Annotated in this window: 14 protein-coding genes; 11 read left to right on the forward strand and 3 right to left on the reverse strand. The window is 37.3% G+C overall.

All coding sequences use genetic code 11. The annotated features are described in order from the left end of the window. Positions 1–28: 28 nt before the first annotated feature. Complete coding sequence (locus tag ABMA72_RS14030) at positions 29–721, reverse strand: cupin domain-containing protein (protein WP_393057583.1); 693 nt, start codon at positions 719–721, stop codon at positions 29–31. Beyond that, entirely contained in the window at positions 718–1245 is a 528-nt protein-coding gene (locus ABMA72_RS14035; RefSeq protein WP_393057585.1) for a sigma-70 family RNA polymerase sigma factor, read from the reverse strand. The genes ABMA72_RS14030 and ABMA72_RS14035 overlap by 4 nt, the downstream gene beginning before the upstream one ends. Positions 1246–1599: 354 nt before the next feature. On the opposite strand from ABMA72_RS14035, the gene ABMA72_RS14040 reads away from it, so the two are divergent. The 7 genes from ABMA72_RS14040 to ABMA72_RS14070 are packed head-to-tail and all read left to right on the forward strand — an operon-like array spanning position 1600 to position 8290. Then, the gene (locus tag ABMA72_RS14040; protein WP_393057587.1) at positions 1600–2814 is read left to right on the forward strand and encodes a DUF1295 domain-containing protein; all 1215 of its coding nucleotides are present in this window, start codon (positions 1600–1602) and stop codon (positions 2812–2814) included. Continuing rightward, complete coding sequence (locus ABMA72_RS14045) at positions 2814–4052, forward strand: NAD(P)/FAD-dependent oxidoreductase (protein ID WP_393057589.1); 1239 nt, start codon at positions 2814–2816, stop codon at positions 4050–4052. The genes ABMA72_RS14040 and ABMA72_RS14045 overlap by 1 nt, the downstream gene beginning before the upstream one ends. Beyond that, complete coding sequence (locus tag ABMA72_RS14050; RefSeq protein ID WP_393057591.1) at positions 4049–4831, forward strand: DUF1365 domain-containing protein; 783 nt, start codon at positions 4049–4051, stop codon at positions 4829–4831. The genes ABMA72_RS14045 and ABMA72_RS14050 overlap by 4 nt, the downstream gene beginning before the upstream one ends. A 2-nt stretch (positions 4832–4833) precedes the next feature. Then, positions 4834–6090: a class I SAM-dependent methyltransferase gene (locus ABMA72_RS14055; RefSeq protein WP_393057593.1), complete on the forward strand. Its 1257-nt coding sequence runs from the start codon at positions 4834–4836 to the stop codon at positions 6088–6090. 9 nt (positions 6091–6099) lie between these two features. Continuing rightward, positions 6100–7119, forward strand: coding sequence for an SAM-dependent methyltransferase (locus tag ABMA72_RS14060; protein ID WP_392859466.1), 1020 nt, complete (start codon positions 6100–6102; stop codon positions 7117–7119). A gap of 18 nt (positions 7120–7137) precedes the next feature. Next, positions 7138–7830 carry a fatty acid desaturase gene (locus ABMA72_RS14065; RefSeq protein ID WP_392859469.1) on the forward strand — a complete coding sequence of 231 codons (693 nt, stop codon included), beginning with the start codon at positions 7138–7140 and terminating at the stop codon, positions 7828–7830. Further along, positions 7823–8290: a chalcone isomerase family protein gene (locus ABMA72_RS14070; RefSeq protein WP_392859472.1), complete on the forward strand. Its 468-nt coding sequence runs from the start codon at positions 7823–7825 to the stop codon at positions 8288–8290. The genes ABMA72_RS14065 and ABMA72_RS14070 overlap by 8 nt, the downstream gene beginning before the upstream one ends. A 1-nt stretch (position 8291) precedes the next feature. On the opposite strand, the gene ABMA72_RS14075 is transcribed toward ABMA72_RS14070, so the two are convergent. Continuing rightward, the gene (locus ABMA72_RS14075) at positions 8292–11261 is read right to left on the reverse strand and encodes a hypothetical protein (protein ID WP_392859474.1); all 2970 of its coding nucleotides are present in this window, start codon (positions 11259–11261) and stop codon (positions 8292–8294) included. 136 nt (positions 11262–11397) lie between these two features. Between ABMA72_RS14075 and ABMA72_RS14080 the strand changes: the two genes are divergently transcribed. From ABMA72_RS14080 to ABMA72_RS14095, 4 genes are all read left to right on the forward strand, one after another. After that, positions 11398–11991 (forward strand): class I SAM-dependent DNA methyltransferase, encoded by a 594-nt coding sequence (locus ABMA72_RS14080; protein WP_392859476.1) that lies wholly within the window; start codon positions 11398–11400, stop codon positions 11989–11991. 5 nt (positions 11992–11996) lie between these two features. Then, positions 11997–12833: an S-methyl-5'-thioadenosine phosphorylase gene (mtnP, locus tag ABMA72_RS14085; protein ID WP_392859479.1), complete on the forward strand. Its 837-nt coding sequence runs from the start codon at positions 11997–11999 to the stop codon at positions 12831–12833. A gap of 91 nt (positions 12834–12924) precedes the next feature. Next, positions 12925–15216, forward strand: coding sequence for a PEP/pyruvate-binding domain-containing protein (locus tag ABMA72_RS14090; RefSeq protein WP_392859481.1), 2292 nt, complete (start codon positions 12925–12927; stop codon positions 15214–15216). Beyond that, positions 15170–16579 (forward strand): PQQ-binding-like beta-propeller repeat protein, encoded by a 1410-nt coding sequence (locus ABMA72_RS14095; RefSeq protein ID WP_393057595.1) that lies wholly within the window; start codon positions 15170–15172, stop codon positions 16577–16579. The genes ABMA72_RS14090 and ABMA72_RS14095 overlap by 47 nt, the downstream gene beginning before the upstream one ends. Positions 16580–16602 lie beyond the last annotated feature (23 nt).

Genomic DNA, 16602 nt, shown 5'->3' on the forward strand with positions numbered 1-16602 from the left:
TTAGTTTAACCTGTTTTATTTAGTTCAATCATGAACGTTTTAAGTACCACCATAGAAGTCGATTTAAAGGGGCAAAGATTCCATGAAGGAAATTCAAGCGATTTTCAACCCAGGAGATAACTAAGCATCCATCTTCACTTGTTGTTGATGGTTCATGAGTGTCTGATTCCTCAAAAGTTGAAAAGTCTCCAGTGTCGAGTCTATGGCCATCACTGCTGTAATACCCATCGAGAACATAACTATATTCTCTGCCATGGTGACCGTGTTTGGGAATGGTTTCCCCTGGACCTAGGTAGATAAAGAAGAGCCCACCGGCCTTACCAGATGTCACCTGAGCAACAGCACTATTTTCACCAAATTCTTTCCAGCTAATGTCCTTATCAGAAACAAATGAAAGAGTGTCTGGTAGAAGAAAGGTTTTATCATGAAACTTTAAGGTTGCCGGCCCGTTGATATTATTCCTTTCTACCTTCGGTTGAGCGCCTTCAACTTTTTCAAAAATGGAGTTGAAAATATCATCACTCTCATCTAGAGAAGTTTGCGTTGTGTCAATAGAGTGAAAGAAGTCACTTGCTTGTCTCTCTAGCTCTGACTCGGCCCGCACACGACAAGCTTCACAATTATTAAGGTGAGTTTTCACAAGAAGTCCAAGTCCTGCTTCAAGTTCACCAGATTCATATTTTTTTATTAATTCAATGTCTGGATGATAAAGCTTCTTCACTTTTCCTCCAATATAATCTTTAAGTTTTTAATGGCCAGGCGAATACGTGACTTTACGGTTCCTAGCGGGATCTTTTCTTGTTGTGCAAATTCTTTTTGCGTTAGTCCTTCTTGGTAGACGCCATTAAGGACTTCCTGCTGTTCGAGTGATAACTTATTTATCATTTCTCTCGTATAGGCCAAGTGATAAATTTCTTCACTATTATAATTTTCATCTTCTTGTTGAAGGTATTCGTCATCAAAAATATCATTAGAACTAATGATACTTAATGGGTCTCGGCCCTGTTTCCTTAATAGATCGTACTTTTGATTTCTCACAATTGCATAAATCCAAGTGTTAATATTTCCTTTATCGTTATTATACTGATGAGCATTTCTCCAGATTTTAAGCATCACTTCTTGGGCCATATCTGCAGACTGTTCTTTATTTAGGCCACCTTTTAGGCCATATCCAATTACTTTTGGATAATAGAAGTCAAATAGCTTCTTGAAAGCATCTCGCGATTTATTCTTCGCTATTTGCATTAGCAAATATTCAATGTCTGATAGGCTTAGTTGCACCTTAGCTGCTCTCCCTATAATAGGAATTATTTTAGCATAATTTATGCACGTGTTATTTAGTAAGTCATTTGTTGCACTAAATGCCTTCATATTACTTAATACGTTAATCACATCGATTTGGATCACTAACTAAGAATAAAAAATCTAAGTGTTTAATATTAGGAGAAAAATAGAGTTTTCTTCTTCGAGGGTGATCTTTTATTTAAATATGCTCGTATCCATAGGCATAAGACAAATAAAGGACTGACCGTGTTTGATGTAATCGTGCTCATACTATTCTTAGTTATTCTCTATTTTTCTATAGGGTGGTTCATTTCTTTGAATATTAAAATATTCTCATACTTGGACTTTTACTGGAGCTCAAGCTTTCTCATCGTGATAGCTACTTTGCTCTTGTCTGAGCCTCGTTTACTTGAGTCATCTCAGTTCATTATACTAGGCCTCCTTTATTCATTCTGGTCACTGCGCTTAAGTACACATTTATTTCAAAGGATTAGAAAGACTGGAGAGGATAGTCGTTATTTAAATTTAAAGAAGAAGTGGAAGGTTATGTATGGTGTTTACCTTTATGGACTCTTTGTTGGCGAGGCCATTCTCACAGTTGTCTTGTCGCTACCTCTATTTCTTCTTGAAGTGGGAAGCTTAACAGCCTTTAACTTCTTAGGTCTTTCCATATTCATCATTGCACTATTAGGGGAAATGACTGCTGATGGCCAACTTAAAAGGTTTATTTCTTCTAAGGATAATAAAGGTAAAGTTTGTGATATTGGATTATGGAAGTACTCACGTCATCCGAATTACTTCTTTGAAACATTAATTTGGTTATCATACGGAGTTTATGGCCTTGATATGGCACGACCTATTACTTTCATTGGTTTTATACCATATATCATCATGCTTTATCTTATTACTTCTGTTACAGGAGTTCCTCCCGCAGAGGAGTCATCGTTGAAGTCTAAAGGAGAAGTTTACCGAGAGTATCAAAAGAGAACAAATCGTTTTCTCTTATGGTTTCCAAAAAGGGCCATGAAACTTGTTTTAATAATATGTTTAATTGGAGGAGTCAGTGTGAAAAAGCTAAAGGCGGCAGGCGTAGATAATCAAAATCAACAAGCGCAACAAATTGAAAAGGTCTTTAACGAGCTTCGAGCTGATAATATTGAAATCTTAAATGACTTCTATGACAAGAAAGCGCTCTTCATTGATCCCATCGGTGAGCATAAAGGACTTGATGCGGTTAAAGACTATTATCGAGGAATTTATCAAGGAGTTGAAGATATTCGTTTTGAATTTTCCGAAATTATTTCAAATGGAAATCATCATGTTGCTGTTTGGAAGATGATTCTTATTACGCCTAATCTGAACTCTGGGAAACCTGTTATCTTACATGGGAACTCTGTTATTAAATTTAATGAAGCTGGCCTCGTAAGCTACCATCGTGATTATTTTGATATGGGGGAGTTCATTTACCAGCATATTCCAATACTTGGTTCCTTAATTAAGTATATTAAGAATAGGCTAAAGGGGCAGTAATGAGAATTGCAATCATTGGTTCTGGTATTTCCGGCCTGACATGTGCCTATAAGCTTTCGAAGAAGCATGATATTACGCTTTTTGAGGCCAATGACTATCTTGGTGGCCACACTCATACTCATGAAATCGAGTACGAAGAGCAAGAGTTTAGAATTGATACTGGCTTTATTGTCTTTAATAAAAAGACTTATCCTCATTTCTTAAGTCTTATGGAAGAACTAGGTGTTGCGTATAAGCCTACTTTAATGAGTTTTAGTGTTCATTGTGATAAGACAGGTCTTGAATACAATGGCACTACGTTAAATACTCTATTTGCTCAAAGAAGAAATCTCTTTAGACCTTGGTTTTACTCCATGATTAATGGAATTATGGACTTTAACAAAAAAGCGAAGGACTTTTTAAGTAATGACTCTGGTGATATTTCTCTTTCTCATTTCTTTGAAACAAGGGGAGTTAAGAAGAGTGTTATTGATTATTATATCGTACCAATGATGGCGGCAGTTTGGTCGACTGATCCAGTTGACGTTTGGCGATTTCCTGCCAAATTCGTTTTACGTTTTTTTGAAAATCATGGCTTCTTAGAAGTTGATGATCGGCCACAGTGGTATGTGATTGAAGGTGGATCAAATTCATATATTAAGAAAATGGTGCCACACTTTAAGAACTCAATAAGGTTGAAATCTCCTGTTAAATATATCTCTCGTGAAAGAGAACAAGTTATAATTGAAACAAAAGAGGGCCGAGAGAACTTTGATCAAGTTATTATTGCAACACATTCAGATACGGCCTTAAAGCTATTAGAGAGTCCAACAAGTAAAGAAGTCGAATTACTTTCTGCGATTCCCTATGTTGCCAATCCTACTTATCTTCACACAGATGATAGCTTCTTACCTAAAAGAGAGCTTGCTGTCGCAGCATGGAATTATCAGCTACCAGTAGAGGAGTCTGTTGGCTCAACTGTCACTTATAATATGAATATCCTCCAAGGGATCAACTTTCATAAGAATTTCAATGTCACATTAAATCCATATCGCCCTATAAAGGAAGATACAATCCTTAAAAAAATGAATTATATGCACCCTCTATTTACTTTAGATGGGATGAACGCCCAAGCAAGGTGGCATGAAATTAGTGGACACAATCGTACTCACTACTGTGGAGCTTATTGGCGTAACGGTTTTCATGAAGATGGTGTCTTTAGTGCCTTGAGAGTTGTCGAGGAATTGGAGAAGTTATGAAATCGTGCCTTTATGAAGGAGTAGTCATTCATTCTCGCTCTCGTCCTAAAGTACACTTCTTTAAGTACAAGCTCTTTCTCGTTTATCTTGACTTAGATGAGGTGGATGAGTTTTTTTCACTTTCTCGTTTCTGGTCTTATATGAAACGAAATATAGCATACTTTAAAAGAAGTGATTACCACGGTGATAAGACTAAGAGTCTTAAAGATGAAGTTTTAAAGACTGTTGAAAAGCACCTTGGGCGCAAGAGTGAAGGGGCCGTTAGAATGCTGACAAGTCTTAGATACTTTGGTCACTGCTTTAACCCCGTTACTTTCTACTACTGCTTTAATAAGGAAGGTGAGATCGACGCTGTTATGGCCGAGATTGAAAATACACCTTGGGGCGAGAGGTTTTGCTACGTTGTTGATGCAACGAAGTCTTCCAAAGATGAAATAAAGGCACAATTTGAAAAGGAATTTCATGTGTCACCCTTCTTTCCAATGTCCTTGGCATATGATTGGAAATTCTCTAAGCCTAATAATTTATTAAAAATAAATATGGAAACATTTGATAAAGGAGAGAAGGTCTTCTTTGCAAATATGAACTTAAAGAAGGTCGAGGCCACTGAAGGTGCGCTGAACAGAGTCTTAATTAAATTCCCTTTGATGACTCTGAAGGTTGTCTTTGGTATTTACTTTCAAGCATTCCTCTTATGGATTAAAGGTGTGCCTTTCTATGATCATCCAAACCCAAATAGCCGTAGGAATTTATTCTCACAAGCGAATTTAAAGGAGTAATAATGAAACCAGATATCAAAACTATTGAAAAGTCTCAATTGTTAAATAAAGATGATGCACCAGGTGTTCTCCTTCGAACTCTTCGTGATGCAATTCTAAAGAAATTGGACCTGTTAGAAAATGTTCGGCTAACGATTTATGTTGGCCGTAAGAAGCATACACTTGGCCGTGGCCCTAAACGCATTAGTGCTGAAATGATTATTCATGACCAGAGCTTCTTTACAGATATTTTTATCAAGGGCTCCATTGGTGCTGCAGAGTCTTATATCCTAAAGAAATGGGATACTCCAAATTTAAGTAATGTTATGAGAGTATTTGCTATCAATAAAGGCCTTCTTAGTGAGATGGACTCTGGATTTGTAAACCTTTTAAAACCAGCGAGATTCCTAGAGTATTGGCAAAGTCGAAATACACTCACTGGCTCTAAGAAGAATATTGAGGCCCATTACGATTTACCTGATGAATTATTTAAGCACTTCTTAGATGATTCTATGATGTATTCGAGTGCAATATTTGCAAATGAAAACTCTACTTTAGAAGAGGCCCAACAATATAAGCTCAAACTTATCGGTGAACGATTAAATATTAGGGCAGGTGATCATATTCTCGAAATCGGTACTGGTTGGGGAGCTCTTGCTATCCATCTCGCTCAGGCCTATGACTGTCATGTTACAACGACGACCATTTCAGAAAATCAATATGAAGAAGCTAGCAGAAGAATTAAGGCAGCGGGCCTTGAGGATAAGATTACTCTTTTGAAGAAAGACTATCGTCTGCTAGAAGGACAGTTTGATCGTGTCGTATCAATTGAGATGATTGAAGCCGTTGGTGAAAAATTCTTAAATACGTATATTAAGAAAATCTCTGACGTCCTCAAAGAAGACGGCCTTGCTCTTTTACAAATAATTACGATTAATGATCAAGAATATGATCGAGCTGTAAAAGAGTTAGACTTTATTAAGAAGTTTATTTTTCCTGGAAGTTTTATTCCTTCGATTCATGCTGTCTTAGGTGCCGCTAAGAAAGTTTCAGATATGCGCCTATATTCTCAAGTCGACTTCGCTCAGGACTATGTTCGCACTCTAGAAGAGTGGCAGAATCGATTCAATCACGAAACACATAAGATTCCAAAACTTGGTGAAGACGAACAATTTAAACGACTTTGGAATTTCTATTTTTCGTATTGCATTGGAGGCTTTAGTGAAAGGGCCATTGGTGTTTCTCATTTAGTCTTTGGAAAACCGTTATACAGATCTTAGGAGGATATGATGTCTATATTAATGAGTGCTGCTGAAAGAGGTTTTATTCCTGATCCATTAATTAGAATGGGGATAAGAAAATTAATTAAACAACGTAAGGATGAAATTAATGAAAATCTCGAGTTCCATAAGAATGGAATCATCAAAGAATTCAATAAGTCTCTCATTGCAGAAGATGTCGATAAAGCAAATGAGCAACACTATGAACTTCCACCGGAGTTTTTTAAGTTGGTTTTAGGAGCTAACCTAAAGTATTCAAGTGCTCTTTTTGATGATGGGATTAAGACTCTTGATGAAGCGGAAAGTGCAATGCTTGAAAAGTATTGCGAAAGGGCCAAGATTGAAGATGGTATGGATATACTTGAATTAGGTTGTGGTTGGGGTTCACTAAGCCTCTATCTTGCGAAGAAGTTTCCAAATTCAAAAATCATTGCCATATCAAACTCCAATGGGCAAAGAGAGTTTATTGAAGATCGCATTAAAGAGCGCTCCTTAAACAACCTTGAGATTAAAACATGCGATATCAATGAGTTTAGTATTGACCGTAAGTTTGATCGAATTGTTTCGATCGAAATGTTTGAACATATGCGCAACTATAATTCTTTATTCTCTAAAGTCTCTTCATGGTTAAAAGACAATGGAAAACTATTTATACATATCTTTTGCCATAAAGATGCCTCGTATTTCTTTGAAACTCAGGGAGAAGACAATTGGATGGGGCGATATTTCTTTACTGGGGGAGTAATGCCTAGTTTTGACCTATTTGAGAAGGTGCAAGATAGTTTCAAACTAGTAGAAAAATGGAAGGTTAATGGTGCCAATTATCAAGAGACTTCAGAACAGTGGTTTCAAAATATGGAGAAGAAACGTCCTGAAATCATGAAAGTTATGGCCGCTACCTATGGTGAAGACCAGGCCAATATTTGGTTTCATCGTTGGAAGATATTTTTTGCATCTTGTGCCGAGTTGTTTGGCCATGACAAGGGTGAGGAATGGTTTGTTGGACACTTCTTATTTGAAAAGAAGTAGTCAAACACGGAGATTAAAATGATTTTTGCAATATGCTTTTTATTTATCCATTGGTACTTGTCATTATTTTGTCAGTCCTTTTACTTACATCGTTATATATCTCATGGACTTTGTAAGCTAACACCTGCTTGGGACAAGTTTTTCTTGGTTCTTACTATTATTGCACAAGGGCCTAGTTTCTTGCGTCCTCAACATTATCGAGCATTGCATTTAAATCATCATAAACATTCAGATGACATTGGAGACCCTCATTCTCCAGTTGTTAGTAAAAATATTATCTCTATGATGTTTCATACTTATAGGGAGTACATGAGCGTAGAAACACAAGAAGAGAAATATCCTAGTGTTGTTGCTTTCGCTGATTCCGTATTCGTCAGATTGCTCTTTGTCGTGCTTTATACGCTCATGTATTTATTATTCACGGACTCATATTGGTATCTTCTATTAGTTCCTATTCACAGTTTTTTAGGGCCAATTCACGGAGCGATTGTAAACTGGTGTGGCCATAAATATGGCTATCGAAATCATAATCTGGATGACCACTCCAAAAATACTCTCTTAATTGATTTTTTAATGATGGGTGAGCTATATCAAAATAATCATCATGCAAATGAGACTAGCTTGAATTTTGCAGATAAAGAATTTGAGCTTGATTTTACTTTTATTGCTCTTAAGTTTTTAAAAAGGGCCAAGGTGGTGAACTATGATTAAACTAATGAGAAATGTTATATTATTAGGACTTCTTACTTTCTACGCTAGCGCTGCAAATAGTGAATTGCGCCTGATTGGAAAGGGGACCTTGTCATATTTTATATGGGATGTTTATGAAGTCTCTTACTTTAAAAACTCTAGTGATGATGTTGAATTACTTAAGATTAGATATCTTCGAGATATCGAAAAGAAACTTTCACAAAAAGGGTGGCAGGAATCTTTAAAGCACTATGATGATATTGAAAATCAATTGAAGGCATTTGTTGAAAGTAGTGTCGATGTTAAAGAGGGAGATATCATTTCCATCTATAAGCTTAATGGAGATCAAGTTGTCATAAAAAAGAATGATAAGATCATTCTTGAACGTAAGGATGATAAAAAACTCTATGGATTGGCCCATGCCCCATGGATTGGTGAGTACCCAGTTGATTCTGATTTAAAAAGAGACTTGTTAAAGTAACTTAGATCCATGCCATAGTCCCAGCACTATAGTTACTGCTCTTTTCGGCCGCTTCAGTTCCTAGTTCATTATTCACTTTTTCAATCGACTCCTTTAGGGCCTTCTGAATTAGTACTTGCTCACGAGGTGTGAATTGTAGCTCTTCTTTAACTCCTATAATAAGGTCAACTTTTCCTTGCTTGATTTGTGTAGGCATTTTCGTCGCGATTGTTAAGTTCTTAAGTTTTGAGTGGTTGATTTTTCCATCACCAACACCTGTCAGAATCTTCCTTAGGTGCTTTTCCACGAGCTCTCCATGGACGGCCAAGTTTGTTCGATCACTCTGTTTAACTCCTGCTGGTATAATACTTAATCTGTACTGTGAAGGGTTTTCTTGAGATGCGAATTTACTAACAAGTGCAATCTGATCTTTGGCCGTTAATTCCTTTGATGGAATCATGACACAGTCATCACCACTACAAGCATTAGAGTATTCAATTTGTCGCTCATCTAAAACATCTTTTACAATTTGATTAAATCTCGTTTTAATTTGGTCAAAGGTTTTTGTCACTTTCTCTTCGCCAGCTCTTGTGGCCTTGACGATATCAGAAGGTGAGTCTTTATCAGTATGAAGAATATCAAATGCAACTTGGCGAATATTTCTTGCTCCCATTCCTGTGATATCTCCTGACATTCCCCCTAAACTTGCATCGTTTAAATTTGCATTAACACGCTCTTTAATCCAGAGCCCAGGTGTTAGGGAGTCAAGATTTTTAATATAGCTCATTAATTCTTGCCCATCTTGAATTGATAATTTACTTCCAAAGCGACGATTCAATTCATTGGCCAGGGCTTCTCCCTGAGCAGAAGGTGGACCTGAGACTTTTCTCGCCACCTCAAAGACTTCGAGCGTAGGCACAAAAGATTTTTTATCTTTTGTTTTCTCAATAAGCCCTACCTTTGCAAGAGGGTGGTTCTGATTCAATCTTTCTGTATACTTCTTGATGCTTTTAACTTCTTCTTCGATCGTAAATTTTACTTTTTGAAAGTTTGCAATTTGACCCGAACGATCTACCGAACGACTCCTCTTTGATGCCTGTCCTGCCTCGTCTGCCGTCTCTCCAATTCCTGCTTGAAACCAACCTCGAATATTTTCAGTTGTTGGGATTCCCTCCATTGTTTTAATCATATCGGCAAATTCGCTATTTGCTTCTTGGTAAACACTATTGAGCTCTTTTGATAATTGGGCCTTGGTTTCACTTGATATGTCTTTTGGAACAAAGGCAAAGCGCGTTGATTTGAAGTCTGAATAGACTTCAATATCTATATTTGGATACTTCTTTAATAACTCATTGATTCTCGTAGCGATAATTGTCTTGTGGGCATTTGTTAGTGATGTCACAAGACTCTTGTCTCCAATTGTATCGTTTAATCTTTTTAGAGCAGAGTTTTCAATATCTAAGTAAAGAGATGCATTCGTGGCCCTTGCATTTTGAATCCATCGACTATTTAATTCTGGGCCAGTGAGGACGAAGTCTTCATACTTCGAAATAAACTCGGCCTTACTTCCAATTTTTTCGTTCGGATTTATGAATGTTGATTGACGATACTGATCTCTTTTTCTTATCCCCTTTAGATCGTAGTCAACACTTGTTCCAGAAGGGGAGTAGCGTATTGCTTTAGAAGTGAACTTGACACCACTTCCGATAAATTCTCCTGTTACAGAAAGTGGAGCAAGCAGGAGTGTGAAATCTCGTTCAAATTTTCGATCCTCATATATTTGAGCTGTTGTAAGACCAGAGTTGAATGCTAGAGCAGCTTCTTCATATCGGTTCTGAGCAATACTAATTCCAATCGTCTCAGCTGCAACACCGACTCCTATTATACACCCGATCCCTGCAGTGAAGGCGCATACTCCACCACCTATAAGTGCTGCCCCTGCTAGGGCGAGGTCAGTTTTTATCTCATTAAACTCTTCTTGATCTTTTAGGTTCTGAGAGACATCACAAAGAACCCTTGATACTCCTCTGTCTTTAATAAACGAATTTAAAATATTATCATTTCGAATTAGAGATGCTTCATCTTCTTTTTTTAAATGTGAAAGTCTATCAATTGAAAGACTTGTTTGTTTGGCCAAATTAGAAATGACTGTTGCGACTTCGCTAAGGATTTCTTTATCGCTCTCGGTTCCTCTAAGATCAATATGTGCTAGAATCGGATTACTTGCTAATTTATTATTATACTCTTTCTTTAGTTCTTTACGGTAGTTGGCCATGTTGAGAGCAACCGCTTTATCTCGTGTTCGCTGGTGAAATGACTCACATGAATAACGTCCTTTAGAAGGAAGAAAGCGAAAAGAAGTAGGTGATAACTTTTCGATACATTTGTTTTTGCCAAAGTTATCCTCAAACCAAGCTTGTTTAAAGTGATACTTTATTGCCTTTGCTTCCTCTTCAATTTTTACCCTTTCATCTTTAGTTAATGGCTTAAGTTCTTTATTCTGAAACTTATGCTTTATTGATGTGCTATAGAGGATTGGTTTCATCCTCTGGAAGTTTGGGGGAGGGACCATCATAGACATTGTGGCCCTAAGTTTTGGAGATTCTGTTCTTACTGTATTAAGTATGGACTCTTTGATCTCGTTACAATTTGGATTATTTGAAATGAGACATTCTTTTATTTTATCAAAGTATGCTTTGTTCTTTCTAAGTTCTCTTATTGTGAATTCTCTTAGCTCACTTAGAAGATTGTCTTCGTAAATATTTCTTTCAATAGCACTTGCTGACTTTGACAGAACTGAGAAATCTTCAAAGTAATTGATTCGTCCATTTTCACAACCAATATAGTATTCATCATTTTGGTTATTTGATTCTATATCTTGGCAGGCCGCTATTTCATATTCTTGGTGGGATTCGATGACTGAGGCACTTTGCGCAAAAGTATTTATTGCAATAATAATACCTGTAAATAGCAAAAGAAGCCTTGTTCTCATACCTTTATTATCGGTCATTTATAGCTTTTTTCTTAGTATTTTCTGAAGAAGAATAGGGGGAAAAAATATGACTTTTAACATGTTTTTTGATTAGATATTATAACGTTTAGAAATTAGTCATTTATGGAGAAAAAATATGTCACATTTTAATCATGCGGCCAATACTTGGGACTCTGAAGATAAGATTTCCCTAATGCAAACGCTTGCAGAAAAAACCAGAGAACGTCTTAATCTTTCTCGTAAAGTCGATCTTCTTGATTTTGGATGTGGAACAGGTCTTTTTGGCCTTGAGTTTATCGATGATGCTAAAAGTATCACAGGAGTGGATACATCCACAGGTATGCTTGAAGTTTTCAATAAGAAAACAGCTGACTACGATCATATTAAATCGGTCAATACTGATTTAGAAAATCAAGAGCTCAATGAAAAATTTGATTTGATTATAAGTTCGATGACTTTTCATCATCTTGATTCTCCTGAACAAATGACGCTGAAGCTTGCTGGCATGTTAAATGAGGGTGGAAAGATGGCCATCGTTGATCTTGAGTCTGAAGATGGAAGCTTTCATCCTGATCCAAAGGGAATGGGAGTGAAACACTTTGGTTTCTCTAATGAAGAAATTGCTTCTTGGGCAGACAAGGCAAATCTTAATGTGAAGATAGAAACAATTAACTCACGTACTAAGAATGGGCGTGAGTACAATCAATTCTTAGCAGTATTTTATAAGTAGGTAATATGAAAATAGGTGTAATTGGTGGAAGCGGGGTTTACGATCTTGATCTTATGGAGAGAGTCGACTCATTAAAGATAGAGACTCCTTATGGAGATCCAAGTAGTAACATTGATCATTTAAAGATCAATGGTAGCGAATTTTTCTTTATTACTCGCCACGGGAAGGGCCATCATATTAGTCCTTCAGATATCAATTACCGCGCCAATATTTTTGCTCTAAAGTCTCTTGGAGTGACTCATATTATTTCTATTTCTGCAGTGGGATCTTTAAAAGAAGAAGTTGCGCCTGGTGACTTCTTTCTTCCGGATCAGTTTATTGATTGGACAAAGGGACTACGTAAGAGATCTTTCTTTGAAAATGGAATCGTAGGGCACGTTTCTGTGGCGGAGCCAGTTGAAAAAGCTCTTATTGAACGAATTAGATTAGTAGCTGATAAAATCGAAACAAGGTTTCACTTTGGTGGAAGTTATATTTGCATTGAAGGCCCACAGTATTCATCACGAGCAGAGTCTGAACTTTATCGCAGCTTTGGTGCTAGTGTTATTGGGATGACTAATGTTCCTGAAAGCTACCTTGCAAAAGAAGCTGGGATTGCTTATGCAACAGTGGCACTTGTGACTGATTACGATTGCTGGAAAGACGAAGCCTGCTCTCTAGAAGAGATCACAAATGTAATCAATAAGAATGTTTCAAATGTAAAAGAGTTATTAACTCATTTGATTCCAAGCTTAGTTAACGACGAAGTTAAGTTTGAGAGAGTTAATACTAACGCAATTGTGACACAGGAATCATATTGGCCAAAAGAGTCAATTGATACAATCAAGACGCTAATTTCCTGATATTCGGCATTTAATGTGACAAAAGGTGACGATTGTCATGTAATGACTGTCTCGTAAACGATATAAATTTATCAAGAAGAGGAAGGCATTTATGTTGTATTATTTTAAGGATCTCCCTGAAGAGAAGAAAGAAGTTGGTGGCAAGGCCTATATGCTGGCGATGATGGCCCAGATGGGAATTGTTGTCCCTGATGGAATTATTCTTGATGCACTACCGACGAAAGACGAGTTAGCAGAAATTTTTAAATTTGCACGCGATGGAGAATATTCTCTCGCTGTAAGAAGTTCAGCAACTGGTGAAGACTCAAAAGAAAATAGTTTCGCAGGTCAAAATTCGACCTTCTTATATGTAAGCAATGATACAGACTTAGAGCATGCAATTGAAAATTGTTTTAATTCAATTCATAAAGAGTCGTCTAAGGCCTATCGTAAACACTTTCTTGGTTCAGATAAAGAAGTTCCAATGAATGTCGTTGTTCAGCGTATGATTGACCCTTCATATTCAGGTGTTTACTTTTCAAAGGACCCAAGAGGTAAGTTCGAAACTTGGATGCTAGAGTATATTGATGGAGTAGGTGAAGACCTCGTTTCTGGAAAGCGTACTCCGATCATTCTAAGTGAAGAGAATTTTGAAAGTGAGCATATCACTGAAGAACAAGTAAAAGAGATTGTTGCGTTTGCTAATCTCGTTGAAGATAAGTACCAAGATGATTTTGATATCGAATGGGCAATTGATAAGGCCGGAAAGGTTTATCTATTACAGGCAAGACCAATTACTGCCAAGGCATCGATTACAAATCTTAAGAAGTTGGCCCATGACGAGCTTGAAAGACTTTCAAGTGTCTTCTCTGACGATACAGTTTGGGATGGACAAACATTTGCTGAATGGACTGTCTCTCCGACAACGCTAACGACACAGATTTGGTCTGAGTCATTTAAAAGAGATCAAGCCTTTGATAAGGCCCTCCGAAAATTAGGCTATGTTGGTTTTGATGGAAATGAATCCATTATGGATGAGGTCTTTGGCCGTAATTATATTAACCTAAGTAAACTAGGTCAGATGTACTTTGGTCCAATTCCGTATTCAATCGAGCCTATACCAAGACCGCACCTGAAGTTTCATTTTTCGAAAATTACTCCAAAGGTTTTATTTCGTACCCCACAAACAATGTGGCGTATGCTCAAGGTTGGACTTTCAATCAATACTCATCGCCAAGAAGTAATCGACGAGGCCTCAAAAGAACTACTTGAGATTACAACAATCTCAAAGCGACCAAATGATCCAACAATCTATAAAGACTGGAGTGAAGAGGAGATTAATGATCGCCTTTCAAAAGAGATCGCAATCTTTAGTAATCGTACTCTAGAGTGGCCATATATTTTGATTTCTCTAACAGAGACAACAATTCAAACCTTAATCTCTCTTCTTAAAAGTATTTATACTGAGCAAGAAGCTGATCAGATGATTAAGAAATGGTCTGGCGCTGGGATTAACTCTGAAACATATAATATGGGGCTATATTTTAAAAAGGCCTGTGCAAAACCTAATACGAGATCACTCTTTCTTGCTCGTTATGGCCATCGTGGACCGGGAGAGCTTGATTTAAGTGCTAAGAGATGGTCTGAGATTGGAGATGATGCATTCTATGATTATCCTGTTGAGAAATATGAACAGGATAAGAACTCTCATGCATTTATTGATGTTGAGACAGAAATTATGGCAATGAAGTCTTTTAAGAAGACTTTAATTCTAGAAGAATGGAAAATACTCAAGCAATTATTAGAGCTTAGAGAAAAGTGGAAAATGGCCATCCTAAGGCCTTATGCTCATATCCGTTTCCTTGCTCTGGAAAAGGCGAGAAGACTTCAGCTTGAAGATGAAAATGATATCTTCTTTCTAAATAAAGAAGAGATCCTAAGTTTTGAATCTTCAATGCTTGAATTAATTAAAGAAAGAAAAGAGCGCGCTCATATGTTTAAGAACTTCAATTTCTCAACAGTTACTTCTCTCCAGGAGATTAAAGCAGTTATTGATGGAGAGGAAGAATCTAGTACAAATGACCTTATGGGAGAGGGGCTTTCATCTGGAGTCGTTAGAGGAAAAATTGTTGTTGTAAATAACCCCGCAAGTTGGAAGGAGATTGATTGGCCTCAAAATGCAATTGTTGTGGCCCAGTCAACAGACCCAGGATGGACACCTGTCTTTACTAAGGCAAGTGGAATCATCGTCGAGCGTGGTGGAGTCTTGTCTCACTGTGCAATTGTCGCCAGAGAGATGGGAATCCCTGCAGTAAGTGGAATTAAACAATGTCATTTAAAATTCAAAGGTGGAGAAGATGTTTTCGTTGATGGAAATACTGGATCAATTAAACTCATGCAATAATTTATGTAGTGACTTTAGCTACTCAATTGTACCAACTGTTTTATTACCACTAGCTTTCTTAAGTACTGGTATCACAGTCGTTGCGACTTTTATTGCAGGCCTTTTTGGAATAAAGCTTAAGGCCGAAGGTCCTAAGAAATTATTAGAGGTTTTATTAAAGCCAAAGATTTTGATTTCGGCCATGATCTTTAATGTTCTTATTTATGGCGGAATGGAAGCTTACCAATACTTAAAGCATGGCCCTGTACCTCTTTTTGTGCAGGAGTTTGTGAATAAAGATACTAGCTTTTCAAAAGCTCCACTAGAGGCGCAAGCTGGTCTTTTGTGGCAACAAAGTGTTGAAGAAGGTATTTTTGCTTCTGGTGTTGTGGTTGGCGACGAATTATTTGTTGGCTCCAAAGAAGGAAACCTCTTTGTCATTGATATAAATTCAGGAGCAATTAAGAATAAGATTTTCTTCGGGAAATTTCTTTCACCGACTCCGGTCTACTATAAAGGGTTCTTATATTTTGGAGAAGGCCTTCACGCTTCTCACCATATGAGGGTTTATAAATTTGATCCTAATGCTAAGAAAGTTGTTGGTTCATTTCAAACTAAAGGACACACTGAAATCTTCCCTGTTCTCAAAGAAATTGATGGAAAGGACTATCTCTTTCAATCAGCAGGTGGGGATGGCCTTTATGCAATTGATCCAAATTCGATGGAGCTAATCTGGCAATACAAAGGTGGCCATATGGATGCCTTTGTTCTTGTAAGAGACCAGGCGCTTTACGTGGCAAGTGGGGTACCGGAAGAAGATATTGGTAAGGCAAGGCCATTCGCCTATAAAATTGATGTGAAAACAGGAAAGCTTTTATGGAAAGAAGAGCTTCCTCTTTCTAGTTGGTATGGACCAGTCGCTACAAGAGATAATATCTGCTTTATTCAGGGGGAGCTTCACGTTAAGTCTGAGTTAGGTGGGCTTGTTTGTTTAAATTCACTAGGACAACAAATTAGCTCAATTAATATTGATTCTCCTGTCATTGGAAAGCCAATTGTTTTTGATGACCTTATTGTCTTTAATGACTTTGATGGAAGAGTCTATGCGTGGAATAGCATTACTTCCAAACTAGAGTGGAAGTACGCCAGTCGTGAGAAGAAAATTGGCTACAACTATTCGTCAGTTAAGTATGACGGTGAAAAACTTATTTTCTCTGATCGCAAGGGAAAGATTTCTTATCTTGGCCTAAATGAGGGGAAAGTGATTAATTCCATCGAGTTTGGGGATGAAAGTGTTTTTGCGGATTCACTGATTCTCGACCAAGGTCATTTAATCTTTGGAATGAAGGGTAGTATCAAATATTATAAGAATACAGTTAATTAGAAGAGGGCCTTAGAGGCCCTTTC

It is taken from the genome of Halobacteriovorax sp. CON-3 (genome assembly GCF_043196995.1).
GTDB lineage: Bacteria > Bdellovibrionota > Bacteriovoracia > Bacteriovoracales > Bacteriovoracaceae > Halobacteriovorax_A.